This is a genomic window from Winogradskyella undariae (assembly GCF_013285155.1).
GTDB classification, from domain to species: domain Bacteria; phylum Bacteroidota; class Bacteroidia; order Flavobacteriales; family Flavobacteriaceae; genus Winogradskyella; species Winogradskyella undariae.
The window spans coordinates 67,101-93,833 of sequence record NZ_JABTEL010000014.1; the positions used below are offsets into that span (position 1 = coordinate 67,101).

The 26,733-nt window shown below is 31.7% G+C and carries 23 protein-coding genes; 13 read left to right on the forward strand and 10 right to left on the reverse strand.

What is annotated here, in order from left to right:
* Positions 1-15 precede the first annotated feature (15 nt).
* The 3 genes from HSX10_RS16005 (at position 16) to acs (ending at position 4,148) form a co-directional block, all read left to right on the forward strand.
* Positions 16-240: a hypothetical protein gene (locus HSX10_RS16005; RefSeq protein WP_173589259.1), complete on the forward strand. Its 225-nt coding sequence runs from the start codon at positions 16-18 to the stop codon at positions 238-240.
* On the forward strand, positions 237-2,132 hold the full coding sequence (locus HSX10_RS16010; RefSeq protein WP_173589260.1) for an AMP-binding protein: 1,896 nt from the start codon (positions 237-239) through the stop codon (positions 2,130-2,132). The genes HSX10_RS16005 and HSX10_RS16010 overlap by 4 nt, the downstream gene beginning before the upstream one ends.
* A 108-nt stretch (positions 2,133-2,240) precedes the next feature.
* Positions 2,241-4,148, forward strand: coding sequence for an acetate--CoA ligase (gene acs / locus HSX10_RS16015; RefSeq protein WP_173589261.1), 1,908 nt, complete (start codon positions 2,241-2,243; stop codon positions 4,146-4,148).
* 2 nt (positions 4,149-4,150) lie between these two features.
* Here the strand turns inward: acs and HSX10_RS16020 are convergent, their stop codons facing one another.
* Positions 4,151-4,339, reverse strand: coding sequence for a hypothetical protein (locus HSX10_RS16020; RefSeq protein WP_173589207.1), 189 nt, complete (start codon positions 4,337-4,339; stop codon positions 4,151-4,153).
* 100 nt (positions 4,340-4,439) lie between these two features.
* Between HSX10_RS16020 and HSX10_RS16025 the strand changes: the two genes are divergently transcribed.
* Entirely contained in the window at positions 4,440-5,105 is a 666-nt protein-coding gene (locus tag HSX10_RS16025) for an HAD family hydrolase (RefSeq protein ID WP_173589262.1), read from the forward strand.
* Positions 5,106-5,191: 86 nt separating this feature from the next.
* Here the strand turns inward: HSX10_RS16025 and HSX10_RS16030 are convergent, their stop codons facing one another.
* The 4 genes from HSX10_RS16030 to prfB all read right to left on the reverse strand — a co-directional run bounded on the left by HSX10_RS16030 (position 5,192) and on the right by prfB (position 9,766).
* Positions 5,192-7,717 carry a TonB-dependent receptor gene (locus HSX10_RS16030; protein ID WP_173589263.1) on the reverse strand — a complete coding sequence of 842 codons (2,526 nt, stop codon included), beginning with the start codon at positions 7,715-7,717 and terminating at the stop codon, positions 5,192-5,194.
* A gap of 115 nt (positions 7,718-7,832) precedes the next feature.
* A complete protein-coding gene (locus HSX10_RS16035; RefSeq protein ID WP_173589264.1) occupies positions 7,833-8,291 on the reverse strand; it encodes a hypothetical protein in 459 nt (152 codons plus the stop codon).
* A 10-nt stretch (positions 8,292-8,301) separates the two neighbouring features.
* Entirely contained in the window at positions 8,302-8,643 is a 342-nt protein-coding gene (gene arsC, locus HSX10_RS16040; protein ID WP_173589265.1) for an arsenate reductase (glutaredoxin), read from the reverse strand.
* A gap of 12 nt (positions 8,644-8,655) precedes the next feature.
* Positions 8,656-9,766 (reverse strand): peptide chain release factor 2 gene (gene prfB, locus HSX10_RS16045; RefSeq protein WP_173589266.1). Its coding sequence is split into 2 segments (ribosomal slippage): positions 8,656-9,702 and positions 9,704-9,766, totalling 1,110 coding nucleotides; the frame shifts between segments, so codons are not numbered across the junction.
* A gap of 105 nt (positions 9,767-9,871) precedes the next feature.
* On the opposite strand from prfB, the gene HSX10_RS16050 reads away from it, so the two are divergent.
* The gene (locus HSX10_RS16050) at positions 9,872-10,888 is read left to right on the forward strand and encodes a threonine aldolase family protein (protein WP_173589267.1); all 1,017 of its coding nucleotides are present in this window, start codon (positions 9,872-9,874) and stop codon (positions 10,886-10,888) included.
* Here HSX10_RS16050 and HSX10_RS16055 read toward each other — a convergent pair.
* Positions 10,881-11,204, reverse strand: coding sequence for a YbaB/EbfC family nucleoid-associated protein (locus HSX10_RS16055; protein WP_173589268.1), 324 nt, complete (start codon positions 11,202-11,204; stop codon positions 10,881-10,883). The two genes, HSX10_RS16050 and HSX10_RS16055, sit on opposite strands and share 8 nt — an antisense overlap.
* A 75-nt stretch (positions 11,205-11,279) precedes the next feature.
* On the opposite strand from HSX10_RS16055, the gene HSX10_RS16060 reads away from it, so the two are divergent.
* The 3 genes from HSX10_RS16060 (at position 11,280) to capB (ending at position 15,952) form a co-directional block, all read left to right on the forward strand.
* A complete protein-coding gene (locus tag HSX10_RS16060) occupies positions 11,280-13,343 on the forward strand; it encodes a S9 family peptidase (protein ID WP_173589269.1) in 2,064 nt (687 codons plus the stop codon).
* Between the two features lie 66 nt (positions 13,344-13,409).
* The gene (capA, locus tag HSX10_RS16065) at positions 13,410-14,447 is read left to right on the forward strand and encodes a cysteate synthase (RefSeq protein WP_173589270.1); all 1,038 of its coding nucleotides are present in this window, start codon (positions 13,410-13,412) and stop codon (positions 14,445-14,447) included.
* Positions 14,448-14,692: 245 nt separating this feature from the next.
* Complete coding sequence (capB, locus tag HSX10_RS16070; protein ID WP_173589271.1) at positions 14,693-15,952, forward strand: cysteate-C-fatty acyltransferase; 1,260 nt, start codon at positions 14,693-14,695, stop codon at positions 15,950-15,952.
* Between the two features lie 83 nt (positions 15,953-16,035).
* Here the strand turns inward: capB and HSX10_RS16075 are convergent, their stop codons facing one another.
* A complete protein-coding gene (locus HSX10_RS16075) occupies positions 16,036-17,154 on the reverse strand; it encodes a GNAT family N-acetyltransferase (RefSeq protein WP_173589272.1) in 1,119 nt (372 codons plus the stop codon).
* A gap of 21 nt (positions 17,155-17,175) precedes the next feature.
* Positions 17,176-18,147, reverse strand: coding sequence for a transporter (locus HSX10_RS16080; RefSeq protein WP_173589273.1), 972 nt, complete (start codon positions 18,145-18,147; stop codon positions 17,176-17,178).
* A 124-nt stretch (positions 18,148-18,271) separates the two neighbouring features.
* Between HSX10_RS16080 and HSX10_RS16085 the strand changes: the two genes are divergently transcribed.
* From HSX10_RS16085 to HSX10_RS16100, 4 genes are all read left to right on the forward strand, one after another.
* Positions 18,272-18,544: a DUF4834 family protein gene (locus HSX10_RS16085; protein WP_246293576.1), complete on the forward strand. Its 273-nt coding sequence runs from the start codon at positions 18,272-18,274 to the stop codon at positions 18,542-18,544.
* Between the two features lie 86 nt (positions 18,545-18,630).
* Complete coding sequence (locus tag HSX10_RS16090) at positions 18,631-21,069, forward strand: YfhO family protein (protein WP_173589275.1); 2,439 nt, start codon at positions 18,631-18,633, stop codon at positions 21,067-21,069.
* 2 nt (positions 21,070-21,071) lie between these two features.
* Positions 21,072-22,358 (forward strand): glycosyltransferase family 4 protein, encoded by a 1,287-nt coding sequence (locus tag HSX10_RS16095; RefSeq protein ID WP_173589276.1) that lies wholly within the window; start codon positions 21,072-21,074, stop codon positions 22,356-22,358.
* A 46-nt stretch (positions 22,359-22,404) separates the two neighbouring features.
* Positions 22,405-23,865, forward strand: coding sequence for an oligosaccharide flippase family protein (locus HSX10_RS16100; RefSeq protein ID WP_173589277.1), 1,461 nt, complete (start codon positions 22,405-22,407; stop codon positions 23,863-23,865).
* A gap of 76 nt (positions 23,866-23,941) precedes the next feature.
* Here the strand turns inward: HSX10_RS16100 and HSX10_RS16105 are convergent, their stop codons facing one another.
* A complete protein-coding gene (locus HSX10_RS16105) occupies positions 23,942-24,997 on the reverse strand; it encodes a hypothetical protein (protein WP_173589278.1) in 1,056 nt (351 codons plus the stop codon).
* Positions 24,998-25,187: 190 nt separating this feature from the next.
* Here HSX10_RS16105 and HSX10_RS16110 point away from each other — a divergent pair, with 190 nt between their 5' ends.
* Positions 25,188-26,267, forward strand: a complete 1,080-nt coding sequence (locus HSX10_RS16110; RefSeq protein WP_173589279.1) for a DUF3667 domain-containing protein — start codon at positions 25,188-25,190, stop codon at positions 26,265-26,267.
* Here the strand turns inward: HSX10_RS16110 and HSX10_RS16115 are convergent.
* Positions 26,264-26,638: a hypothetical protein gene (locus tag HSX10_RS16115; protein ID WP_173589280.1), complete on the reverse strand. Its 375-nt coding sequence runs from the start codon at positions 26,636-26,638 to the stop codon at positions 26,264-26,266. The genes HSX10_RS16110 and HSX10_RS16115 overlap by 4 nt on opposite strands.
* Positions 26,639-26,733: the final 95 nt, after the last annotated feature.

Below are 26,733 nucleotides of genomic sequence, written 5' to 3' on the forward strand. Positions count from 1 at the left end.
TTAAAATTTAAAGACATGAAGTTTCACATTAACCCATTAGCGTCAGATATAATTATAAGTATCTATGCAATTGCAACGCTTTTTATAAGGTTTAAATACGAAAACATTGCCAATGTAACACCTATGCTTTCTATAGTTATGGGGATTTGTTTCTTGGTGATTATTTGGGTACTTATAAAACTCAAAATACTCAATCCTAATTGGTTTGGCTTACTTAACTCTAAAAAAGCAAAGTCATGAAATACCAAGAATTTTATAACGAAAGTATACAGAACCCAGAGCAATTTTGGAAAAATCAAGCGAGCAATATAGATTGGTTTAAATCACCTAAAACTATTTTGTCTAAAGATCAATATGATTATAATCAATGGTTTGAAGATGGAGCGTTGAATCTCAGTTATTTGTGTATAGATAAGCATGTTAAGGATGGTTATGGAGCGCAAAAAGCCTTAATCTATGATTCACCTGTTACTAATACAAAGCAGCAAATTACATTTAATGAGTTACATCACGAAGTTTCAAAATTAGCCGGTGGTTTACAAAACTTAGGACTTACAAAGGGAGATACTTGTATTATTTATATGCCTATGATTCCTCAAGCTATTTATGCAATGTTAGCTTGTGCAAGACTTGGAGTTATTCATTCTGTTGTTTTTGGTGGATTTGCACCTCATGAGTTGGCCATTCGTATTGACGATTGTAAACCCAAAGCTATTATTACAGCATCTAATGGTGTAGAAATCGAAAAGATTATTCCTTATAAGCCTTTTGTAGATGAAGCCATTGTAAAGGCCGTAAATAAACCTAAACATGTTATTGTTTTTGATCGGGAACTCGGGGTTGAAATCCCAGAGAAAGATTATGATATAGATTATACAACTTTAGTTGAAAAATCACCATCTATAGAAGCAGTAGCGGTAGCATCAACACATCCTTCTTATGTATTGTATACATCAGGAACAACGGGAACACCTAAAGGAATTATTAGAGATACAGGCGGATATGCAACAGCGCTTAAGTTCTCTATGAAATATATTTATGGTGTAGATGAAGGTGAAACCTTTTGGGCAGCAAGTGATGTTGGTTGGGTTGTGGGGCATAGTTTTATTGCTTACGGACCATTATTAAATAGAAATACAACTATTGTTTTTGAAGGTAAACCGATTAGAACACCAGATGCTTCTACTTTTTGGCGTGTAATAGATGAAAATAAAGTGAAAGCGATGTTTACGGCACCAACAGCTATAAGAGCAATTAAAAAAGAAGATCCAACAGGTCGTTTATTAAAACCATACGATTTATCTAGCTTAAAATATTTATTTCTAGCAGGTGAACGTTGTGATGTGGCTACTTTAAATTGGGCAGAAGAAAAATTAAATATTCCTGTTATTGACCATTGGTGGCAAACCGAAAGTGGGTGGCCTATGCTAGCTAATATGGTAGGTGTAGCTATTCAACCTATAAAAGAAGGATCAGCAGGTTTATCGGTATGTGGTTATGATATTCAAATATTAAATGAAGAAGGTGAAGAAGTCCAATCTAGTGTAGAAGGTTATGTGGCATTAAAACTACCATTGCCACCAGGAACGCTAAGCAATCTTTGGGGGAACCCTGATCGTTTTAAGTTTGGGTATTTAAATCGTTTTCCTGGGTATTATTTTTCTGGAGATGGCGGTTATAAAGATGAAGATGGTTACGTATTTATAACGGGGCGTGTAGATGATATTATAAATGTTGCCGGACATCGTTTATCTACTGCAGAAATGGAAGAGATTGTATTTTCACATAAAGCGGTTGCAGAATGCGCTGTATTTGGTGTGCATTGTGAATTAAAGGGACAAAAGCCTTTAGGTTTAGTGGTTTTAAAAACAGATAAAGTTTATGAAGCAGAACAAACACAAAAGGAAATAATAAAAGACGTTAGACGAGAAATAGGAGCAGTGGCATCTTTTAGACAAGTACTTGTTGTACAGCGTTTACCGAAAACAAGAAGCGGTAAAACATTACGTAAATTATTGCGGAATATCGCTGATGACCTAGAATTTAATATACCATCAACCATTGATGATGTTGCTATTGTAGATGAAATAAAAGCAGTATATCAAATACATAAAATAGGGATTCATAGTTAGGATTTAAATTTAATATCTTTAAAAATAGAAATCACCAATAAACTCGTTTCCTCTCGTGTTTAATAATGCGTTTGAGAAATTTAGAAATAACAATAAAATATAAAAAGAATGAGTAATTATCATATAAAGCATTTAGAAGAATACTATCAAGTATATCGTAAATCGGTCAGAAATCCAGAAGTATTTTGGGAAGAAATAGCTGAAGAACACTTTATGTGGCGAAAAAAATGGGATAACGTATTAAGTTGGGATTTTTCAAAGCCAGAAATAAAGTGGTTTGAAGGTGCAGAACTTAATATTACAGAAAACTGTATCGATAGACATCTTTATACTAGAGGAGATAAAACAGCTATTATTTTTGAGCCTAATGATCCTACAGAAGAAGCCGAACATATTACCTATAAACAATTACATAAACGCGTTTGTAAATTTGCCAATGTTTTAAAAGAACAAGGCATTCAGAAAGGAGATCGTGTTTGTATTTATTTACCAATGATTCCCGAATTAGCAATTGCGACTTTAGCATGTGCGCGTATTGGAGCGATTCATTCTGTGGTCTTTGCAGGGTTTTCTTCTACAGCATTATCAACAAGAATAAATGATTCAGAATGTAAAATGGTCATTACAAGTGATGGTTCTTACCGTGGCTCAAAAACCATAGATTTAAAAGGAATCGTAGATGAAGCTTTAGATGAATGTCCAACGATTAATTCTGTTTTAGTTGTGAAGCGTATTCATTCTGAAATTTATATGAAAGAAGGACGTGACCATTGGTTACAACCTTTATTAGATAGTGCCGATAAGCGTTGTGAGCCAGAAATCATGAAGGCTGAAGATCCATTATTTATACTTTATACTTCGGGTTCAACAGGAAAGCCTAAAGGTATGGTGCATACAACTGCTGGTTATATGGTATATACGGCTTATACTTTTAAAAATGTTTTCCAATATAGAGAAAAAGATGTGTATTGGTGTACGGCAGATATTGGTTGGATTACGGGGCATAGTTACATTGTTTATGGTCCTTTATGTAATGGAGCGACAACGGTATTGTTTGAAGGTGTACCAAGTTACCCAGACTTTGGGCGCTTTTGGGAAATTGTAGAAAAACATAAAGTCAATCAATTTTATACAGCACCAACAGCTATTAGAGCTTTAGCAAAAGAAGGCGTTGAGCATTTAGAAAAACATGATTTATCATCCTTAAAAGTACTAGGAACAGTAGGAGAACCAATTAACGAAGAAGCATGGCACTGGTATGATGATAACGTTGGAAAGAAGAAATCACCAATAGTAGACACATGGTGGCAAACAGAAACTGGAGGTATAATGATTACGCCTATTGCTTTTGCAACACCAACAAAACCAACGTATGCTACTTTACCATTTATTGGTATTCAGCCGGCTTTGATGGATGAGCATGGCGCAGAAATAAAAGGGAATCAAGTTGATGGTAGATTGTGTATTAAATTCCCTTGGCCTAGTATGGCGAGAACTATTTGGGGAGATCACCAGCGTTATAAAGACACCTATTTCTCTGCTTATGATGGTAAATATTTTACAGGAGATGGTGCATTACGAGATGAGGTTGGTTACTACAGAATTACAGGTAGAGTAGATGATGTTATTATTGTTTCTGGTCATAACTTAGGAACAGCACCAATTGAAGATGCAATTAATGAACATCCTGCTGTTGCAGAAAGTGCCATAGTTGGTTTTCCTCATGATGTTAAAGGAAATGCACTTTATGGTTATGTGACTTTAAAAGAAACAGGCGAAAGTAGAAATCATGATAACTTACGTAAAGAGATCAATCAATTAATTACAGAGCAAATTGGACCAATTGCGAAGTTGAACAAAATTCAATTTACAAATGGTCTGCCTAAAACAAGAAGTGGTAAAATTATGCGTCGTATCTTAAGAAAGATTGCAAGTAATGATACTAGTAACTTAGGAGATACAAGTACATTACTGAATCCTGAAATTGTGCAAGAAATAATGGATAACGTCTTATAGATTTAAGATTCGTTTTCCTTTTTAGCTTTAGCAAGTTCAACAATAGCTTTTAGTCTAGCTTTGCGTTCGTCAGATTTAGACTTCAATTTATTCTTTTTCTGGTTAATCAGCCTGCTATGTTTAGCTTTGTTAACTGTGTTTTTTTCGCGTCCTTTTTTGGCCATGGTTAAATCATAAGTATCAAGTTGCAAAACTAAGCATAATTTAATATAAACTTAATGGCATTGTAGATCGCTTTTGTTCTACAATGCCATTTTACTTTTTTATCTTCGCCTCAAATTAGAAAAAGTTATGCTAAAAGCTGTATTATTTGACATGGATGGTGTTATTGTTGATACCGAACCTTTACACCGTAAAGCTTATTTTCAAATGTTTGATGAGGTAAACATCGATGTTACGAATGAATTGTTTGAATCTTTTACAGGACAATCCACTATTAATATCTGTAAATACTTAGTCGATCAGTTTAATTTAACTGAAACACCAGAATATTTAGTGAGTTTAAAACGTAAGCATTATAAATATTTGTTTGATAATGGAGAGCTAGATCTTATTGAAGGGGTTTTAGAGCGAATTAAAGATTTTCATGCTAATGGTGTAACTTTAGTCGTGGCTTCTTCTGCATCAATGCCAGGTATAGAACTTATTTTTAATCGTTTTGATCTTAATCCTTATTTTACTAATAAGTTTAGTGGAGCAGATTTAAAAGAATCTAAACCACACCCAGAAATTTTTTTAAAAGCAGCAGAATCTACAGGTTTTGATAAGTCTGAATGTATGGTAATTGAAGATTCTACTAACGGAATTAAAGCAGCCAATGCGGCAGGAATTTTTTGTGTGGGTTACAAGAGTTTAAATTCTAAGAATCAAAATTATAAAATTGCTAATTATGTGATTTCTGATTTTAGTGAGATTGCTTTTTCAAAAAGTGATGAATTTTTTAAACCTTTGGTTTAGTCGATAAAATATTATTTTATAGTATAAAAAAAATGTTGCTAAGTAAATTAGCAACATTTTTTTGTTTTGTATGTTTTAGTGAAGGTTTATCCTTCAAATTCCATATCGTCCCCACCATTTCCTCGGTTAGAACGCTCTTTATTATTTAACATTTGATTAAATCTGTAGATGAATGAAACATTAACTTGGCGTTGTCTCCATTGAAACTCACTATAACTACTATAGAAATCTGTAGTCGTTACAGATTTATATTTCCTAGAGTTAAGTAAATCTCTAACGTTTACTGAAATAGTCGCTTTTTTATTTAGTATTTCTTTACTGAATGCTAAATCTAAAGAGAAAATACCTTCGGTATCCGATTGTGCTTCTTGTCTAGCACCTCTGTAAAAAGCACTTGTTTGCCAATCTATAGCTAGAGGTAAAGTTACCTTAGAGCTAAAACGTGCAAACCAACTTGTGTTTTTTGCTCCGTAATCAACGCCATTAAAATCACCTTCTGTTTCAAATTGAAAGAAATTAAAACTAGAGTTTAATCTTAACCATTTTTCTGGACTGTACATAATACCAAGTTCAGTTCCTATTCTTTTATTTGTAGCTAAATTAATAGGGATTGTTCTAATAATATCAATACCATCTGTAGTTGTTTGTCCTGTGTTTTCCTGTACGCGTTCAAAAGAATCTGTTTCGTATTGGTAATAAACAGATGAGGTTAAAGTCAATTCTTCCCAACGTTTTAAATATCCTAAATCAAAAGTACTAGAATATGCAGGAGCTAAATTAGGGTTTCCTTGAAATATATTTGTTCTACTAGAACGCGAAGGAAAAGGGTTAATGTACCAACCACGGGGACGGTTAATTCTTCTATTAAAACCTAGTGTAATGCTTTCTTCATTTCCAGAATCAGAATCAGTTAAATTATAAATAAAATTAACGGTAGGGAAGAGACCTAAATAATTATTGTCAAAATCAGTGTCAATAGGAAAGCCAAATTCTGCAACCAACTCATCCTCGTTTAGAAGAGAATTAATTTTTCCTTTTAATTGTGTGTTTTCCAATCTTAAACCAAATAAGAAAGAGAATTTCCCTATTTTAGATCCATATTGAGTATATAAAGCATTTACATTTTCAGTATAATCGAAAATATTTGAATTAACGTCATTAATTTCAAGTATTCCTGTATCTAGATTTTCTTGGTTTAATTGATAATCAGTTACGCTATTTTCAAAACTTCCACGATACCCAGCTTCAAAACGAGAATCTTTTCCAAGCGGTAATACATAATCAGCTTGAAGTAAATATTCATTTTGATCTTCGTTTGTAAACTCTTGTTCTATTTGAAAAGGTTCTGGATTAGTTTGGTTTGTGTAAATGTAATCTTCATCTAAATAAGTTATTCCATCTTCTTTCTTTTTTTCATATTGAAAATCAGCGGTAAGTTTATGGTCACTATCTTCTCCAAATTTTTTCACATAGTTAAGAGCAACTTGATAGCCGTTGTCTTTTTCTGTTTCCCTTTCCATTCTAAGAGTTCTTTCAACTATCACATTATTGTTAAAGCGGTCACTATTATTTTTAGAAACGTCAGAATCATTTCCAAAGTTGTAAAATAAGCTACCTGTTATAGAAGACGATTCGTCTAAAAAGTACTCCATTCCAATGTTAGCATTGTAGTTTCTGCTTAAGCGATCTACTTTTTTATCCTCACTAATTCTTCTAAATTCAGGTTCATCAACTGATCCATCATCGTTTAAGGTATCAAAGTAATCTACATCAGTAAAAGTTGTACGTGGAGCATCTGAATAACGCCATCCAAAATTAGAAAATAGATTGTATTTTTCTTTGCGGTAATTTAATGTAGCAGAGACACCTAAATTATCAGGGTTACCTGCTGTTAAATTAATAGATCCATTAAAGCCAAGTGTTTCTTTTTGTCTTAATATAATATTAAGAATTCCTGCAGTACCTTCAGCATCGTATCTTGCAGAAGGAGATGTAATCACTTCAACACGCTCTATAGCTTCAGCGGGTAATTGACTTAATATATTACTGTCTCCAAAACCTGCCATTGCAGATGGTTTTCCATTAATCAAGATGCGGACATTTTCATTTCCTCTTAAACTAATAGCGCCTTCAACATCAACATCTACAGAAGGTACATTATTAAGTGCATCACTTACAGTTCCTCCAGCAGTAGTTAAATCTTGGCCTATATTATAGATTTTTTTATCTAATTTAATTTCTACAGTAGTTCTTTCTGCAACAACCATAACTTCATTGAGGGTAGAAACATCTAATTCTAAATTAATGGTTCCTAAATTGAGATCTTTTGTTATGTTTTGTTCTGGGAAAGTCTTTGTTATATATGAAATATATTCTACGGATATCTCGTAAATCCCAGAAGAAACTTCAACTTCAAATTTACCGTTGAGATCTGTAATACCACCTGTTACAATTGTATTATCTGCTTTGGATTTAACAACAACAGTTGCATATTCTAAAGGGATATTAGTATCTTTTTCAACAATTACACCCTTAATTTTTACGTCTTTTTGAGCAAACGAAAAATTTAGAAAAAAAAGAATAAAGGTAGCGGTTATAATATTTATTTTCATTGCAAGTTTTTAGTTAAGCAACAAAAATAAGGTTCCTTGTCATGTATTTGGTTAATCTTATGTTAAAGCAAATAAGGATGTGTTAAAGCCTAAAAAGTTTAACATAATGTGATTATTAATCATCCTTATCCTTTTTCCTTTTTCTTTTTTCTTTTACAACTTCTTTTTCATCAAAACCACCCTTTATCATTTCCATTAATTTGGTCATATCATTTTCAGAAATAAGTTCTTGTAATTCTACGAAATGAGTATCATCTAATTCTTTTACCGCAGCTTTTCTGTCAATAGAATGCTCAAATTGTATTTTAAAAAGAGCCATTTTTTCCTCAAAATAGCTGTTTATATTTTGTTTAATAATATGTTTTTGAAAATCATCTGCTTCTAAGGTTGATAAGAAATTATCAATATATTCCTCTTTGCGTTCTTCCATTTCTCGTTCTCTCTTAGCTATTTCTTTATCTGTAGGTTCATTATTTGTTTGAGGAACACCACCCATGCTACTTCGACGACTTCGTTGCGCTTGAATATTTAAAGTTAAAAAGAGTGTAAAAAGGATTAAGATTATTTTTTTCATGATTGATGTGTTATATAATTTCTAATATAGATTCTGTAGGTCTGCCTATTACAGCTTTATCTCCATTGATCACTATTGGACGTTCTATAAGTTTTGGATTAAGCACCATGGCATCGATAATCTCTTTATCTAATAATGTTTTTCCTTTATAGTCAGATTTCCAAATCGCTTCGTTTTTTCGAACTAAATCTATTGGTTTTATCTCTAATTTAGAAATAATGACTTCTAATTCTTTAGCTGTTAATTTTTCATCAAGGTATTTAATAATTTTAAAATCTTTACCAGATTCTTCAATTAAAGCAAGTCCTTGTCTCGACTTAGAACATCTTGGGTTATGGTATATTGTAATCATAATTTCTGTGTATTATAATTTATCTAATGATTCTTCTTTCTGACCCATCATCATTAAATAGGCTTTTAGGAAGGGTTCGATATCTCCATCCATAACAGCATCTACATTTCCTGTTTCGTGAGCGGAACGTACATCTTTTACTAATTTATAAGGATGCATTACGTAATTTCTAATTTGACTTCCCCATTCAATTTTCATTTTCCCTGCTTCAATATCGTCACGTTGTGCCATTTGTTTTTGTAGCTCAATTTCATACAATTGAGATTTTAACATTTGCATGGCTCTTGCTCTGTTATCTTGCTGAGAACGTGTCTCTGAACATTGAATTTGAATCCCAGAAGGTTTATGTTTTAATTGTACTTTAGTTTCCACTTTATTTACATTTTGTCCACCAGCACCACTAGATCTTGCTGTCGTAATTTCAATATCAGCAGGATTGATGGCTATTTCGATAGAATCATCTACCAATGGGTAAACATAAACCGAAGCAAAACTTGTATGTCGTTTGGCATTACTATCAAAAGGAGAAATACGGACTAAGCGATGTACGCCATTTTCGCCTTTAAGCCAACCAAAAGCATAAGCACCTTCAATTTCTATGGTTACGGTTTTTATTCCGGCAACATCTCCGTCTTGTAAGTTAAGTTCCTTTACTTTAAAGCCACTTTTCTCAGCATACATTAGGTACATACGCATTAGCATACTTGCCCAATCACAAGATTCTGTCCCACCTGCGCCAGCTGTAATTTGAAGCACGGCACTTAAGCTGTCTCCTTCTTCTGAAAGCATGTTTTTGAACTCTAATTTTTCAATTGCATTTACAGTCAATTCAAAATTAGTTTCAACATTTTCCATTGAAGCTTCATCCTCTTTGTAAAATTCGTAAATAACTTCTAAATCTTCAAAAAGAGATTTTGCAGCTTTAAAATCTATAACCCAACTTTTTTTCTCACGAATGGATTTCATAACCAATTCTGCGGCTTTGGAATCATTCCAAAAATTAGGGTCAAAAGTTTGTTCTTCTTCGTTGGCAATTTCTACAAGCTTGGCATCTAAGTCAAAGATACTGCCTAAGTACGTCTAGACGGGAATTAAGATCTTTTATTTGATCTGAAGTAATCATAAATATATGTATTTTCTACAAATATAAGATGTGAAGTTAAAGTGCCATAATTTTGAATCGGTTTTTTGAAAAATCCGTAATTTTAGCATCTAAATTTTCCATGAAATGATAATAGATTTAAGAAGCGATACCGTAACAAAACCTTCTAAAGGGATGTTAGATGCTATGATGTCTGCACAAGTAGGTGATGATGTTTTTAGAGAAGATGCTACGATGAATGTCTTAGAAGAACGCTTAGCTAAAATGTTTGGAAAAGAAAAAGCTTTATTTTTTCCTTCTGGAAGTATGGCTAATCAGGTGGCTATAAAACTTCATACCAATCCTGGGGAACAAGTTATTTGCGATAAATATGCACATATATATAATTATGAAGTAGGAGGTGTGGCTTTTCATAGTGGTGCATCTTGTAAACTTTTAGATGGAAACCGTGGTATGTTTACTGCAGAACAAGTGAAAGAAGCGATTAGTCCTTCAGAATATTATTACAGTCAAACCAGTTTAGTTGAAGTTGAAAACACAACGAATAAAGGTGGTGGTGCTTGTTGGAATTTTGCAGAAATTGAAAAAATAAAAGCAGTTTGTAAAACCAATGATTTAGGTTTTCATTTAGATGGTGCACGTTTATGGAATGCTATGGTTGCTAAAAATGAATCCACAATGCAGTATGGAAATGCTTTTGATACTATTTCTGTTTGTTTAAGTAAAGGATTAGGTTGCCCTGTCGGTTCTGTTTTAGTCGGAGGTGAAGAGGTTATGAAAAAATCACTCAGCTTAAGAAAACTTTTTGGAGGTAATATGCGACAAGTTGGGTATTTGGCAGCGGCAGGTTTGTATGCTTTAGATCATAATGTAGAGCGTTTGGCTGATGATCATAGAAAAGCAAAAGAAATAGGAAGGGAGTTATCTCGATTATCTTTTATTAAAAAAGTAGAACCTATAGAAACCAACATCATCATTTTTGAATTAAACGATGATGTTGATGAATCTCATTTTTTAAAGCAACTTCTTGAAAAAAACATACATATTATAGGTATGGGTAGCAACAAATTGCGAATGGTTACACATTTGGATTATACAGACCAAATGCATGATAAGCTTTTAAGTGAATTAAAAACTATTTAAACATATCCATACCAGGAATATTTGGCATGCCTTCTTTAGCTACAGCAGCAACTTCTGTTTCGTGTACATTAGTTGCTTTTTCAATAGCCTTATTAAGGGCAAGAATTAAATAATCTTCAAGCATATCTTTGTCTTGAAGTAACTCATCAGCGATGCTAATAGATTTAATAGTTCTATTTGCTGTAATTGTTACTTTTAGTTTATCGTCATTGCTAGCTTCGTCAATTAAAACGGTATGTAAACGTTCTTTAGTTTCTTCAACTTTTTTCTGAGCTTCTTTCAATTTGCCCATCATTCCCATCATATCTCCAAACATAATCTTGTCTTTTAAATTTATTAAGGTGCAAAATTACTAAATTGCGCCTCTTTTTAGACCAAATATTCATAACAAATGATAAAAAATTCGGATATAAATCCACCTGTAGCCAAAAAAATAGCACATCAATTAGAAAAACATGATGATGTACGTATTGATAATTATTTTTGGATGAAAGACAGGGAACACCCTGAAGTTATTGATTACCTTAATGCAGAAAATGAGTATTGCGATACCCAAATGGCACATACTAAAGACTTTCAGAATGATTTATTTGAAGAAATGAAAGCCAGAATAAAGGAAGATGATTCTTCAGTTCCTTATAAATATAATGGGTATTGGTACATTACTAAATTCGAAAAAGGTAAAGATTATCCTATTTACACACGTAAAAAAGAAAATCTAGATCATCCTGAAGAATTGTTATTTGACTGTAATAAAATGGCAGAAGGAGAAAGCTATTTTAAATTATCTGGTATAAGTATCAGTCCAGATAATAAATTGGTTTCTTATGGTATTGATAATACAGGAAGAAGAAATTACACCGTATATATTAAGAATTTAGAAACTGATGAAGTTGCTTCAGACCGTGTTTTAAACACCACAGGTTCTTCAAGTTGGGCAAACGATAATGAAACTTTATTTTATACTAAAAAAGATGAAGTAACGCTTAGAGCATTTCAAATTTATAAACACCGATTAGGAGATAATACAGAAGATGAACTTGTATTTGAAGAAGGTGATGATACATTTGGAGCTGCTGTTTATAAGTCAAAATCTAGGAAATATATCATTATTGCATGTTACAGTACGTTAACTAATGAATATCATATTTTAGATGCTAATAATCCTGAAGGAAAATTTAAAGTATTTCAACCTAGAGTTAGAGGATTAGAATATAGCATTTCGCATTATGATGATCATTTCTACATTATGACGAATTTAGATAAGGCAACGAACTTTAAACTCATGAAGACTTCAGAAGATAAAACTGAAGTTGAAAACTGGACAGAAGTTATAGCACACCGAGTAGATGTTTTATTAGAGGATATTGATATTTTTAAAGATTATTTAGTAATTGGTGAGCGTAAAAATGGTTTAAACGAAATCAGAATTATGCGTTGGGATGGAAGTGAAGATTATTACTTACCCTTCGATAATGAAACTTATACGGCGTACACAGGGACAAATGTAGAGTTTAATACAGAAATATTACGTTATGGCTATAATTCAATGACAACACCATCGTCTGTTATTGAATTTAACATGAGAACTAAGGAGAAAACGATCTTAAAAGAACAAGAAGTTTTAGGAGGTACTTTTGATAAAGATAATTATACTTCAGAACGAATATGGGCAACTGCAGAAGATGGTACAAAAATACCAATGTCTGTAGTTTATAAAAAAGGAATTAAAAAAGATGGTAAAAATCCATTATTACAATACGCTTACGGAAGTTACGGAGCTACAATAGATCCTTATTTTTCAACGGTGAGATTGAGTTTATTAGATCGCGGATTCATTTACGTCATTACACATATTAGAGGTGGAGAATATTTAGGACGTGATTGGTATGAGGATGGAAAGTTACTGACTAAGAAAAATACGTTTGCAGATTTTATAGCTTGTTCTATTCATTTAATTAAAGAGCGTTACACGTCGTCCCAACATTTATATGCTATGGGTGGAAGCGCAGGGGGGTTATTAATGGGCGCCATTGTTAACGATGCACCTGAATTGTATAATGGTGTTATCGCAGCAGTACCTTTTGTGGATGTCATTACAACAATGTTAGATGATTCAATTCCTTTAACAACAGGAGAGTATGACGAATGGGGAAATCCCAACGATGCTTTATATTATAATTATATAAAATCGTATTCGCCTTACGATAATGTGGAAGCTAAAGCGTATCCTAATATGTTAATTACAACCGGACTTCACGATTCGCAAGTGCAATACTGGGAACCTGCGAAATGGGTTGCAAAACTTAGAGATGTGAAAACTGATGGTAATAAACTATATTTAAAAACGAATATGGATGCTGGTCATGGTGGTGCTTCAGGTCGTTTTGAAAGTTTAAAAGAAGACGCAGAAGAATTCGCCTTTTTACTGGACTTAGAAGGGATCAAAAACTAGTTTTAAATAAAAAATGTTACTTTTGACAGATTTTAGGTGTCTAATTGATACTGAAAAATAGTTTATATGAAGCAAAATAAAAATGTATTTGATAATGTCCTTCAACTTGTAGGAAATACACCACTTGTCAAATTAAATAGAATGGCTGCTAACTTTAATGGAGAATTTTACGCAAAAGTAGAAGCTTTCAACCCAGGTCATTCTTCAAAAGATAGAATTGCATTACATATAATAAACGAAGCAGAACGTCAAGGTATATTATCACCAGGAGATACGATTATAGAAACAACCTCTGGTAATACAGGTTTCAGTATTGCTATGGTAAGTATCATCAAAGGATATAAATGTATTTTGGCTGTAAGCTCTAAATCTTCACCAGATAAAATAGACATGTTAAAGTCTATGGGAGCAAAAGTTTACGTTTGTCCTGCACATGTTAAAGCAGATGATCCTCGTTCTTATTATGAGGTTGCTAAACGTTTACATGAAGAAACTGAAGGATCTATATACATTAATCAATACTTTAATAAATTAAATATTGATGCACATTATAAAACTACAGGTCCTGAAATTTGGGAGCAAACTGAAGGTGAAATTACACATTTAGTCGCTTGTAGTGGAACAGGAGGTACTATTTCTGGAATCTCTAAATATTTAAAAGAACAGAATGCAGATGTCAAAGTTATAGGTGTTGATGCTTATGGTTCTGTACTTAAAAAGTATCATGAGACTAGAGAATTTGATGATAAGGAAATTTATCCCTACCGAATTGAAGGTTTAGGTAAAAACCTTATTCCTGCAGCAACAGACTTCGATTTAATAGACAAGTTTGTTAAGGTTACTGATGAAGAGAGCGCACATACAGCAAGAGAGATTTCTAATACAGAAGGTCTTTTTGTTGGTTATACTAGTGGAGCAGCAATGCAAGCACTAAAACAACTTAATGAAGCAGGTGAATTTAAGCCTACAGATAAGGTTGTTGTGATTTTTCCGGATCATGGGTCACGATATATGAGTAAAATATATAGTGATAAGTGGATGGAAGATCAAGGTTTTTTTGATACTAAGAATGAAGTTCAGTCTGTTGTCGATTACGTAAAATAGGTCTGACTTTAAAATAGATATACCCATTGCAATGGTTGTAATGGGGCTTTTTTTGCAGAATAATTAAAATAGTTATTATGAACATCGGTTTATAACTTGTGAATACTTCACTAAATAAATTATGCATTCATAATATTATTAACTAATTTTGCACGCACTAACTAGATTAAATTAATAGCAATTAATAGTTCAGTTTATGTTTTTAAAACATAGAATTAACCATTAATAGTAAAGAATACGCATGCATGAAGGATTTATTTGAAAAGATTTATAGAGATAAAGGACCTCTAGGTAAATGGGCTGCCCAAGCAGAAGGTTATTTTGTATTTCCAAAACTTGAAGGTCACATTTCTAATAGAATGAAATTTCAAGGTAAAGATGTAATCACTTGGAGTATTAATGATTATTTAGGTTTGGCTAATAATCCAGAGGTAAGAAAAGTAGATGCGGAAGCAGCTGCAGCTTACGGTTCTGCTTACCCAATGGGAGCCAGAATGATGTCTGGCCATACAGATTTACACGAAAAATTACAGGAAGAACTTGCCGCTTTTGTTAATAAAGAAGCAGCTTACTTATTAAATTTTGGTTACCAAGGAATGGTTTCTACGATTGATGCCTTAGTTTCTAAAGATGATGTTATTGTATATGACGTAGATGCACATGCTTGTATTATCGATGGTGTGCGTTTACACATGGGGAAACGTTTTACTTACAAACATAACGATGTAGCAAGTTTAGAAAAGAATCTTGAGCGAGCTACAAAAATGGCTGAACATACTGGAGGTGGAATCTTAGTGATTTCTGAAGGTGTTTTTGGAATGCGTGGTGAGCAAGGTCGTTTAAAAGAAATTGTTGCCCTTAAAGAAAAATTCCAATTTAGACTATTTGTAGATGATGCTCACGGATTTGGTACATTAGGTGCAACAGGTGCTGGTACTGGTGAAGAGCAAGGTGTACAAGATGATATCGATGTGTATTTTGCAACTTTTGCTAAATCAATGGCAAGCACAGGTGCATTTATTGCTGCAGATAAAGAAATTATCGATTACTTAAAATATAACTTACGTTCTCAAATGTTCGCTAAGTCCTTACAAATGCAACTTGTTGTAGGAGCATTAAAACGTTTGGATATGTTGCGTACAATGCCAGAATTAAAGAATAATCTTTGGACGATTGTAAATGCATTACAATCAGGTTTAAAAGAAAGAGGTTTTGATATCGGAACAACACAAAGTTGTGTAACTCCTGTGTATTTAAAAGGAAGTATTCCTGAAGCCATGGCTTTAGTGAGAGACTTACGTGAAAACTACGGAATTTTCTGTTCTATTGTTGTATATCCAGTAATACCAAAAGGATTAATTTTATTAAGAATGATTCCTACTGCTACGCATACTTTAGTAGATGTAAAAGAAACTTTAGATGCATTTGATGCTATTAGAGAACGTTTAGAAAACGGTACTTATAAAAGAATGTCTGCAGCTTTAATTGCTGCAATGGGAGAGTAATTATAACTTATACCACATAAAAAAACGGTCAATACATTATTTGTATTGACCGTTTTTTATTTAAATAAAACATTTAGAAAAGATTATAATTCTTTTCTAAATGTTTTTCTTCTAGCATAAACTTTAGGATCAAAGTGTTTCCATATTTGTTTTATGGCGTGATTATCTTCTAGCTCTGGTGTTCTATAACACATCTCAATACCTTTTTCTTTAAAGGTTTCGTAATACTCATTAAAGATTACGGCGTGTACACCTTTGTTTTGGTAATCGGGATGAATTCCTATAAGGTAGAAAATAACTTCTTTACTATGTTTTTTTGCTTTCAGTATGTGTGTAAAACCAAAAGGAAATAATTTACCGTTAGCCTTTTGTAAAGCGTTAGCAAATCTAGGCATTACTACAGCAAAACCAACAAGGTTGTCATTATCATCAACTACAAATTTTATATATTCAGGATTGATAAAACTGATAAATTTCTCTTTAAAATATTCTTTTTGAATGTCTGTTATTTCAACAAAAGAAGATAGGGATGCGTAACTTTCATTAAACAAATCGAACATACGATCTACATAAGGCATAACTTCTTCAGTTTTAGTCAACTTTAGAGCCTTTAGCTTATAACGTCGTTTTATAAGTTCTTGTGCTTTTTTAAAGAATTCTGGTTTTACATTTTTAAATGGAAATTTACTTTCTGAGTATCCTTTTTCAATTTTAAAACCATGACCTTCATAATGATTTACATAATAAGGATGATTATACCATGTAACCATTGTAGCTATATGATCAAAACCTTCTGTCATAACTCCAACTTTATCTAAGTTAGAAAAGCCAACAGGTCCTTCTACATATTCTAATTTATGCTCTTTACCTATATTTTCTACAGTTTCTAATAAAGCTTTACTAACGCTTAAGTCGTCAATAAAATCAAACCAACCAAAACGCATTTTTTTGATGTTTTGTTTATCAACCTCTAGCCAATTAATAATAGCTGTAATTCGGCCTACTATTTCACCTGATTTATAGGCTAAGAAAAAGCGGGCTTCTGCATCATTAAAAATGGGGTTTTTGTCTTTGTTAAAAGTTTCTAGCTCTTGTTTAATAATTGGAGGAACCCAATATTTAGAGTCTTTATATAATTTAAAAGGAAATTTGACAAATGCCTTTAATTCCTTTTTAGATTTTGCTTCTTTTATTGTTATCATGTACTTAAAGATGGCTATATATTAAGATTCGAAGTCATCAACATTTTTCTTCTTATTCTTCTTATTCTTGTTCTTTTTTTTCTTGAAACTACCATCATTTCCATTTCCGTTGTCGATCTTTTTATCCTTATGAAAATCTAAACGATATGAAGCTCCAAAAGCAATATTTAAAACTGTAGGTGTGTCTTTTGTATTAAAGGCAACATTTGCATCTAATTGGAAGTTTTTGGTCCATAAGTATGCACCACCAAATCTAAAAATATTATCAGCATAAAAATCACTTTTAATACCTTGTGCTTCACCAAAAACTACCCATTGTGGCGTAAATGAATGTGTTAATGTAAATATGTATTGAAAATCGGACTGGTCTGTAGCTATTCTATCCATGATTAAATTCATAACAAATACCCATCCGCCATTAAAGTTGTTTTGCGTTGCAAGCATAACTTTAGGACTGAATCCTTCTATATCAGGTGCCGTATAAGGATTATCTTCTGTATCAAAATTAGCTCCAGCATATACAGCAACTGCAGGGATTAAAGACTTCCAGCTAAATCTATTGTTAGCATGAAAACTATAGATGTTAGGTTTTTCTTCTCCTGCATTTTTATAAGGATCATAAACTAAATATTTAGCACCTAAAGTAAAATTTTTTAAGTTTGAGCGTTTATTTTCTCTAGGAATAGAACCTCCATTAAATGTTTGTGTGTCATTTTGATAAACACCATCTAAAGATAATTCTAATTGCTCGAAAAATAAACCGTAGCGTAGCGCAAAATCAAAGCCAAAACCTGAGACGTCATAATCGGCTAGTGCATGTTCTTCTTTTACCGTAAAAGCACCAGTTTCAAATTGTACAACACCTGTTCCTACAGAAAAGGCACTTTTAGAAACACCTGGCCTATTAGAGTTAATAACTTCAGTATATTGGGCGTTTGCATTAGTAAATGAAATTAAGAGAAGTAGGACAAAAAATGATTTGAGTATTTGCATTATTTTTTCGTTTAAATTCAAATATAGATATTTTATACTTTTTTTAAGGAATAATAGCTGAATATAAATGAGTATAATTGTATTTTTGATATTATTTTTATTTATGATACAAGAAGCTTCGGCCATGGGATTACTGAAAACTATATTAATAATTGTACTTGTCTACTTCGGTTTTAAGATATTAGCACGATTATTTTCTCCTTTTTTGTTAAAATTTGTTGCTAAAAAAGCAGAAGAAAAATTTGGAGGTCAATTTGGAGGATTTCAAAATCCAAATCAACAACGACAAGAACAAAAGCAAAAAGAAGGCGAAACCGTTATAGACAAAATGCCTAATAAAAATAGTTCTTCAAATCCAAATGTTGGTGAGTATGTAGATTACGAAGAAATAGAGTAATATCTATCATTTCGTGATTACAGAAATCTTCAGTTTGGTTTCAAAAAAACAATTACTTTTCAGAATTCATTCAATAAAGTTTTCATATGTCATTATCTATTAAACGATTACTTCCTCATATCTTAATTTTAATTGGATTTGTGGTACTTTCCTTAGTCTATTTTAGTCCTGTTTTACAAGGGAAAAAAATTAACCAAAGTGATATAATGCATTACATTGGTATGGCACAGCAACAAAAGGAGTTTGCTGAAGCTACAGGTAAAGAAACCTATTGGACTGAAAGTGCATTTGGAGGGATGCCAACCTATCAGTTAGGAGCAAAATACCCACATAATTATATAAAAAAAATAGATTTAGCTTTACGGTTCTTACCAAGGCCAGCAGATTATCTGTTCTTATATTTTATAGGTTTTTATATTTTATTATTGTCGTTAAAAGTTGATTTTAAACTCGCTGCATTAGGTGCTTTAGCTTTTGGTTTTTCAACGTATCTTATAATAATACTTGGTGTTGGTCATAATTCTAAAGCACATGCAATAGCATATATGCCTTTAGTTTTATCTGGAATTATTCTCACATTTAGAAAGAAATATATTCTTGGTTTCTTATTGACGACTATTGCTTTAGGCTTAGAGATTGTAACGAATCATTACCAGATGACGTATTACTTATTGCTCTTGGTTTTAGTTTTAGGGTTAGCTTATTTGGTAGGTGCTTATAAAAAGAAAGAATTACCTCATTTTTTTAAATCTGTAGGTTTACTGTCTGTTGGAGCACTATTAGCTGTAGGTCTTAATGCTACAGGTATTATGGCAACGCAAGAATATGTTAAAGAAAGTGCGCGTGGTCAAAGTGATCTAACCATAAATTCTGATGGTTCACCTAAAGAAGTAACAACAGGTTTAGATAGAGGTTATATTACGGAATATAGTTACGGTATTTTAGAATCTTTTAATCTTTATATCCCAAAATTTATGGGAGGAGGAAACTACGAAGATGTAGGTAAAGATTCTGAAACTTATAAAGCTTATATTGCTTTAGGCGCTTCGCCAATGGAAGCTTTAGATGCGGCCAGAAATGCACCAATGTATTGGGGAGATCAACCTATTGTAGAAGCACCTGCTTATGTCGGAGCAGTTATAATATTTCTATTTGTTTTAGGATTGTTTTTGGTAAAAGGAAGATTAAAATGGTGGCTTGTTGGTGGAACGCTATTATCTCTTTTATTATCTTATGGTAAAAACCTAGGGTTTCTAACAGATTTCTTTATTGATTATGTGCCGTTTTATAATAAGTTTAGAGCAGTAAGTTCTATACAAGTTTTATTAGAATTATGTATTCCGGTTTTAGGAATTTTAGGCTTATCACGTTTGTTTAGTAACGACTTTAAAGATGAAGAAAAACTTAAAGCATTATTATATTCTGTAGGGATCACAGCAGGTTTAGCTATAATCTTCTTGTTGTTTAAATCCATATTGTTTGATTTTGAAGGTTTAAGAGATGACCAATATATTGGTGCTTACGGACAGGCTTTTATGGATTCTGTTATTGATGACAGAAAAGCTTTAATGTCAAGTGATACCTTAAGAACGTTAATTCTTGTTTTGCTATCGGCAGGAACCATTTATTTATTCTTAAAGAAGAAATTATCAGAAAATTTAGTGGTCGTTGTATTTGCTGTTTTAATCCTTTTTGATTTAGTAACAGTAGATAAAAAATATGTTAATAATGATAATTTTATTTCAGCATTAAGAGTTGATAAACCATATCAAGCTAATAACGCAGATAAAGAAATATTAAAAGATAAAAGCCATTTTAGAGTGATGGATATGTCTACAGAAGGACAAAGAAAGCCTGCAAAAGCAGCGTATTATCATAATTCTTTAATGGGTTATAGTGCCGCTAAATTAGGACGAGTAGAAGAGTTGTTGGATTTTTATGTGTACAACAATAATATGAATGTTCTTAATATGCTTAACACTAAATATATTATAGCAGAAGAAAAAAACACCGTTTTTCCATATACTAATACAGATGCAAATGGTAATGCTTGGTTTGTTTCAAATCTTAAAGTAGTTGCAGGTGCGAATGAAGAAATTTTAGCTTTAGATAGTTTAAATACAAAAACTACGGCTGTTACAGAAAAACAGGTTGCTACAGATCATAATTTAAAACCTAGTTATCAATTAGATTCTACGGCTACTATTCAATTAAAAGAATTTAAGCCTAACTATCTAAAATACGAATCTAATAATAGAAGTAAAGGCTTAGCTGTATTCTCTGAAATCTATTATAACCATGGTTGGGATGCTTATATAGATGGGGAATTAGTACCACATTTTCGAGTAAATTATGTGTTAAGAGCATTAGAATTACCAAAAGGAAATCATACAATAGAATTTAAATTTGAACCACAAGTGGTTAAAACAGGAAGCAGTATTGCTTTGGCTAGTTCTGCTATTTTAGGATTGTTGATTTTAGCAGGATTGTTTTTTAAATTTAAAGACACAAAAGCGAAAGCTTAGATATGAATTCTACAGTACTAATTATAACTTATTATTGGCCACCTGCGGGTGGTCCTGGCGTACAACGTTGGTTAAAGTTTGTGAAGTATTTATCTGAATTTGGTATTGAACCGATTGTTTATTGTCCTGAAAATCCAAATTATCCAATTATGGATGAAAGTTTGGTAAATGAAATTCCTAATAATATTACCATTTTAAAACAACCGATTAATGAACCTTATGGTTTAGCAAGTTTGTTTTCTAAAGGAAGTGCTAAAAAAATAAGCTCGGGAGTTATCCCTAAAGCTAAAAAGCAATCTTTTATAGAAAAAGCAATGCTTTATGTAAGAGGAAATTACTTTATTCCAGATGCGCGTAAAAATTGGGTAACACCATCGGTTTCTTATTTGTCAGAATACATTAAAAAGCATCAAATTGAAACTATAATTACTACTGGTCCACCGCATAGTTTACATTTAATAGGTTTGCAGCTAAAAGCTAAATTAGGTGTAAAATGGTTAGCCGATTTTAGAGATCCTTGGACAACGATTGGTTATCATAAAGATTTAAAACTAACAGATTCTTCTAAAGCAAAACATTTAGATTTAGAGCAAAAGGTTTTAAATACGGCAGACCAAATTGTTGTAACCAGTAATCACACTAAAAACGAATTTAAAACTAAAACAAAACAACCTATTTCTGTTATTACTAATGGTTACGATACGCATAAGGTTAGAGTAGAAGGGAAGGATGCTCAGTTTAGCTTATCTCATATTGGATCTTTATTATCGGAACGAAACCCTATGGTTTTATGGAATGTACTTTCAGAAATTATAAAAGAAAATAAAGACTTCTCTGAAGTATTTAAATTACAACTTATAGGTGTTGTTAGCGATGATGTTGTAGAATCTATACATGAAAATGGATTAAAGAACCATGTAGATGTTGTTGGTTATGTGAGCCATGATGAAGCTTTACAGTTTCAAATGAAATCACAGTTATTATTACTTATTGAAATAGATTCAGAAGATACCAAGGCTATTATAGCAGGAAAAGTTTTTGAATATCTCATTTCAGAAACACCAATATTAGCCATAGGACCAAAAGATTCTGATGTAGAACAAATTATAACATCAACAAACACAGGAACCTACTTTAATTATCAGCAGAAAGCAGAACTTAAGACACAAATATTAGATTATTTTGAAGCGTTTCAAAATAATAACTTACAAGTTAATGCTATTGGTTTACAACCTTATAGTAGAAAAGCATTGACAAAAAAGTTAAGCGAAATCATTAAGGATAGTTAATTTACTACCTACACTTTAGTCTTAAATTGTTGTACTTTGCTTCACTATGGGAATCGTCTTAAACCAGTCTTTTAAAAACACAGTCACCACATATTTTAGTTTTGGACTTGGTGCTATTAATACACTTTTTCTCTACACTAATTTTTTATCAGATCAATATTACGGTTTAGTTGCTTTTTTACTTTCAGCAGCAAATATTATGACTCCATTTATGGCATTTGGTGTTCATAATGCAATTGTAAAATTCTATTCCACATTCAAAACAAAAAATAGTATCAATAGCTTTTTAACCTTGATGTTGTTTTTGCCTTTATTCTTTATAATTCCGGCTGCATTTATAGGATATTTCGCTTATGATACAATTGTTCTGTGGCTTTCTAACGAAAATAAAATTGTAGAAAATTACGTTTGGTATATTTTTATTTTGGCAGTTTCAATGGCCTATTTTGAAATTTTCTTCGCTTGGACTAAAGTACACATGCAAACCGTTTTTGGTAATCTGATGAAAGAAGTTTTTCATCGTGTTTGTATTATGCTTTTATTATTTGGTGTGTATGTAGAATGGTTGACTGTAAATCAATTTATTACTGTACTTGTTGGTGTATATGTGCTGCGTATGGTTATTATGAAATTGTATGCTTATTCTGTACGGTTTCCGAAGTTGAAATTTCAAAAATTAGAGAATCAGTTTTCGATATTAAAGTATGCAGGTTTAATGATTGTAGCAGGTTCTATAGCAATGCTAATTCTAGATATAGACAAGTTTATGATTGGCTTAATGTTACCAGATATTCAGCAAGTGGCTTATTATAGTGTTGCTATTTTTATAGCCACGGTTATTGCTGTTCCGCAACGTGCTATGCATCAAATTATGTTGCCATTAACGGCTAAGTTTCTTAATGAAAATGATAAAGTTGCCTTAGAGGATTTATACAAGCGAAGTTCAATGACGCTCTTGGTTATTAGCGGCTTTATTTTCTTATTAATTATTTTGAATATTAATCAATTATACGAAATTCTTCCAGAGAAATTTACAGGAGGTTTATTTGTCGTTCTCATTGTAAGCTTGGCAAAATTGTATGATAATAGTTTAGGGAATAATAATGCTATTCTCTTTAATAGCGATTATTATAGAATGGTTTTGTTTTTTGGTGTGCTTTTAGCAATTATGGCTATTGTATTAAATGCAATTTTTATTCCTATTTATGGAATTGAAGGTTCTGCTTTTGCTACATTTTTAGCCGTTTTTATTTATAATACCATCAAAATTATATTTGTAAAGCGGAAGTTTAATATGATGCCTTTTTCAATGGGTTCTGTTAAAATTGTATTGGTATTAATTGTTTTAACATCTGGTTTCTATTTCTGGGATTTTCTATTTCATCCTATATTAAACATAATCCTAAAGTCTGGATTGCTAGGACTTATTTATATTGTCTTAATTTATAAATTAAATATTTCTGAAGATATTTCTAATCAGATGAAGAAATATCTTAGACTAAAATAAAGACATAAAAAAGTCCCGAAAGGTGCTTTGAGGCACACACTAACGGGACATTTTACTAACCAACCAAAAAAACTTTTTATCCTCTAGATCGTCTAGTGGTAGATCTTGTAGAACTCTGGTTGCTCGTTCTACTTGTATTAGTTGTCGACTTTTTTGTCGTTCTTGTTTTATTAGACACAGAAGTATTATTTCTGGTCACATTTCTATTAGAGGTCGTATTTGTAGAGCGTTGTGTTTGCGTTCTACTTGGTGTTACAACTCTAGTATTAGTTCTTGTCGTTGTAGTATTTCTTGTTCTAGGCGATGTTGTTCTAGTATTAGAACGAGATCTAGTTGTATTATTAGTACTACGTGTTGCTCTTGTACTTGCTATTGTTGTATTTCTACGTTGAACTTGCGTTCTAATAGTTCGTTCAGAATTATTTCTAGGAGTTTGTGTATAATTGTTATTTCTTACAGAATTTGAACGTCTGGTAACATATCCGTTACTTCTTCTTTCAATATTATAATGTCTTACATTATTAGTGTATGGTCTGTAATAAATATGTCTTGTAACTGTATAATATTGTCTATATGGATTTGCATGTACAATACTAAAATTAGCATGTGGAGCGGCATAAAATCGGTGCCATGGTCTATAAATATAAGATCTGTTATAAGTGTTGATAAATCCATCATAACCATAATATATGTTGTTTCTGTAATAAACATTTAATCCACCAACTCTACTAATTCTACCAAATCCATTATAATTAATCAGAATATTTCCTATTTGATTAACACGACCGTAATAATCGTAATAAATTGGAGTATTTTCAATTTGAATAATAGCGCCATAGCTATCATATTGTACGTAAGGATTATAATCATAACCTGTATTAAAGCTTAAACTGAAACCAGGTGTATTAATTCCGACACTTACATCTGGACCATAGTTTGGTAAATAAAAATCAAATTGACCATCAGCAAATACTGAAAACTCAATACCTTCTTCATTAAATATGAAAGAATTGCCATAACCTTTCACATAGTTGTTAATAGAAGCTTCAGCTTCTGCTGTTGTGTTAGTGTTTGCGAATGCAGTTGTGCTTATAGCGACTAAGGCTGCAAATAAATATATAATTCGTTTCATAATAAATGGGTTTTAAATTAAACTCAGTTGGTATAAAACAAACAACGTGCCAAAATATTTATATGCTTGTTTTTTAGTGTTTTAGGTTGTTTTAGAAGATGGTTAATGTAACAATTTTAGAATTCAATCTTCTTATCTATAAGAACCATGAACTAAAAATGATTATTTTAGTCCTGATTAAAAACCAACCATGAGCACCAACCAAGTTAAATGTAAGAATTGCGAAAAACCTTTTGATGATCATTTTAAATTTTGTCCACATTGTGGTCAAAAAGTAAATGATCAATTAACGCTAGGTGTTTTATTTTATAATACCATTAATAATTACTTTTCTGTTGATGCTCGAATTTTTAAGAGTTTTATACCATTAATGTTTAAGCCTGGCTTTCTTGCAAAAGAATTTATCAAGGGCAAGCGTTCTCTATATATGCATCCTGCTCAGATGTATTTGTTTGTTACTATTGTGTTCTTTGCTTTATTTTCTTTTACTGCAAGTAACCAAAGAGATATGGTTAATAATGAATTGAAAAAAACATTAAAATCAAGTCGTGCTATTATTTCAGACAGTATTAAAGCTAATGAAAGAATAATCATTAAACGTGTTAAAGATTCTATAGAAAATTCATCGATACGTACTGCGTTAGAAAATAATAAGAAGTATACTGGGATGACGGATAGTCAAATCGATTCGATCTTTTCTCAAGATGATTTATTAAAACCTAAATTAGATTTTGGGTTTAACGAAAAAGAACTCGATTCTTTAATAGAAGCTGATGTTAGCGAAAAAGAGATCTATAAAACTATGGGATTGGATGAAAATCCAGGATGGTTTAAAGCAAAATTGTATTCTCAAGTTTTAAAGTTTTATAAAGCTAGAGATGGCGGTAATATTCTTAAAACCTTTTATGATACTTTACCAATTGCCTTGTTCTTTTTACTTCCAATATTCGCCTTTATTTTAAAGTTATTGTTTTTCTTAAAAGGAAGATATTCTCATCACTTAGTATTTAGTTTGTACTATTTCTCATATTTGTTTATGGTGTTTAGTATCATTTTAGGTATTAATTTAATTTGGGATATGCCAGATTTTATAGATTGGTTAATTGTTTTATCTACCAATTTATATCTCTTTTTGGCATTAAGGAATTTCTATAAACAAGGTTGGTTTCTAAGCTTCTTAAAAAATGGAATAGTAACATTTACCTTTATGTCTATAGTGATACCAACGGCAATTGTTTTTATAGGTTTTATAGCTTTTCTATTTTATTAATCCTTTAAAGATCCTGCATGCCAAATAGGAATATTTAAAAAATCACTCAAAGTTTCAGCATCAGCAATGATAGATTTTAAGTTGCCATGATCTACAACATTTTTTCTAGAAGCATCGTCTAGAACTAAATTTAGTTCAAAACTGTTGTAAGAGCTGTCATCAGATTTAATATGTTCGCCAATAAGTTGAATAGCCTTAATAGATTTTAAAGGAATATATGTTTTTGAATTCGCTATATCTCTTCTATGAATTTTAGTTTTATAAGATTTGTAATAGTAACCTAATTGTTTATCGAAAACTCTTGGCTTGTAAATAGTATAAAACATCGTTGCACCTGCACCACCAAAAATGAGACCTGCAATGAGTAACATCCAATTAACTTCAGTTAGTGTATTATACTGATATAGGTTGACTCTTTTTAGTTAATATTTAGACGTTCAAAAGATTTTTTTCAGCCGTTTAGAAG

What these genes read in the sequence shown, in the direction of transcription:
- HSX10_RS16025 (WP_173589262.1), top strand. Translation starts at nt 4,440, where the DNA reads ATGCTAAAAGCTGTATTATTTGACATGGATGGTGTTATTGTTGATACC.
- HSX10_RS16035 (WP_173589264.1), bottom strand. Translation starts at nt 8,291, where the DNA reads ATGAAAAAAATAATCTTAATCCTTTTTACACTCTTTTTAACTTTAAAT.
- HSX10_RS16115 (WP_173589280.1), bottom strand. Translation starts at nt 26,638, where the DNA reads ATGTTACTCATTGCAGGTCTCATTTTTGGTGGTGCAGGTGCAACGATG.
- HSX10_RS16010 (WP_173589260.1), top strand. Translation starts at nt 237, where the DNA reads ATGAAATACCAAGAATTTTATAACGAAAGTATACAGAACCCAGAGCAA.
- HSX10_RS16080 (WP_173589273.1), bottom strand. Translation starts at nt 18,147, where the DNA reads ATGCAAATACTCAAATCATTTTTTGTCCTACTTCTCTTAATTTCATTT.
- capA (WP_173589270.1), top strand. Translation starts at nt 13,410, where the DNA reads ATGAAGCAAAATAAAAATGTATTTGATAATGTCCTTCAACTTGTAGGA.
- HSX10_RS16105 (WP_173589278.1), bottom strand. Translation starts at nt 24,997, where the DNA reads ATGAAACGAATTATATATTTATTTGCAGCCTTAGTCGCTATAAGCACA.
- HSX10_RS16055 (WP_173589268.1), bottom strand. Translation starts at nt 11,204, where the DNA reads ATGTTTGGAGATATGATGGGAATGATGGGCAAATTGAAAGAAGCTCAG.
- HSX10_RS16085 (WP_246293576.1), top strand. Translation starts at nt 18,272, where the DNA reads ATGGGATTACTGAAAACTATATTAATAATTGTACTTGTCTACTTCGGT.
- HSX10_RS16075 (WP_173589272.1), bottom strand. Translation starts at nt 17,154, where the DNA reads ATGATAACAATAAAAGAAGCAAAATCTAAAAAGGAATTAAAGGCATTT.
- HSX10_RS16100 (WP_173589277.1), top strand. Translation starts at nt 22,405, where the DNA reads ATGGGAATCGTCTTAAACCAGTCTTTTAAAAACACAGTCACCACATAT.
- HSX10_RS16110 (WP_173589279.1), top strand. Translation starts at nt 25,188, where the DNA reads ATGAGCACCAACCAAGTTAAATGTAAGAATTGCGAAAAACCTTTTGAT.
- HSX10_RS16095 (WP_173589276.1), top strand. Translation starts at nt 21,072, where the DNA reads ATGAATTCTACAGTACTAATTATAACTTATTATTGGCCACCTGCGGGT.
- HSX10_RS16090 (WP_173589275.1), top strand. Translation starts at nt 18,631, where the DNA reads ATGTCATTATCTATTAAACGATTACTTCCTCATATCTTAATTTTAATT.
- capB (WP_173589271.1), top strand. Translation starts at nt 14,693, where the DNA reads ATGAAGGATTTATTTGAAAAGATTTATAGAGATAAAGGACCTCTAGGT.
- HSX10_RS16030 (WP_173589263.1), bottom strand. Translation starts at nt 7,717, where the DNA reads ATGAAAATAAATATTATAACCGCTACCTTTATTCTTTTTTTTCTAAAT.
- acs (WP_173589261.1), top strand. Translation starts at nt 2,241, where the DNA reads ATGAGTAATTATCATATAAAGCATTTAGAAGAATACTATCAAGTATAT.
- HSX10_RS16060 (WP_173589269.1), top strand. Translation starts at nt 11,280, where the DNA reads ATGATAAAAAATTCGGATATAAATCCACCTGTAGCCAAAAAAATAGCA.
- HSX10_RS16005 (WP_173589259.1), top strand. Translation starts at nt 16, where the DNA reads ATGAAGTTTCACATTAACCCATTAGCGTCAGATATAATTATAAGTATC.
- HSX10_RS16050 (WP_173589267.1), top strand. Translation starts at nt 9,872, where the DNA reads ATGATAATAGATTTAAGAAGCGATACCGTAACAAAACCTTCTAAAGGG.
- arsC (WP_173589265.1), bottom strand. Translation starts at nt 8,643, where the DNA reads ATGATTACAATATACCATAACCCAAGATGTTCTAAGTCGAGACAAGGA.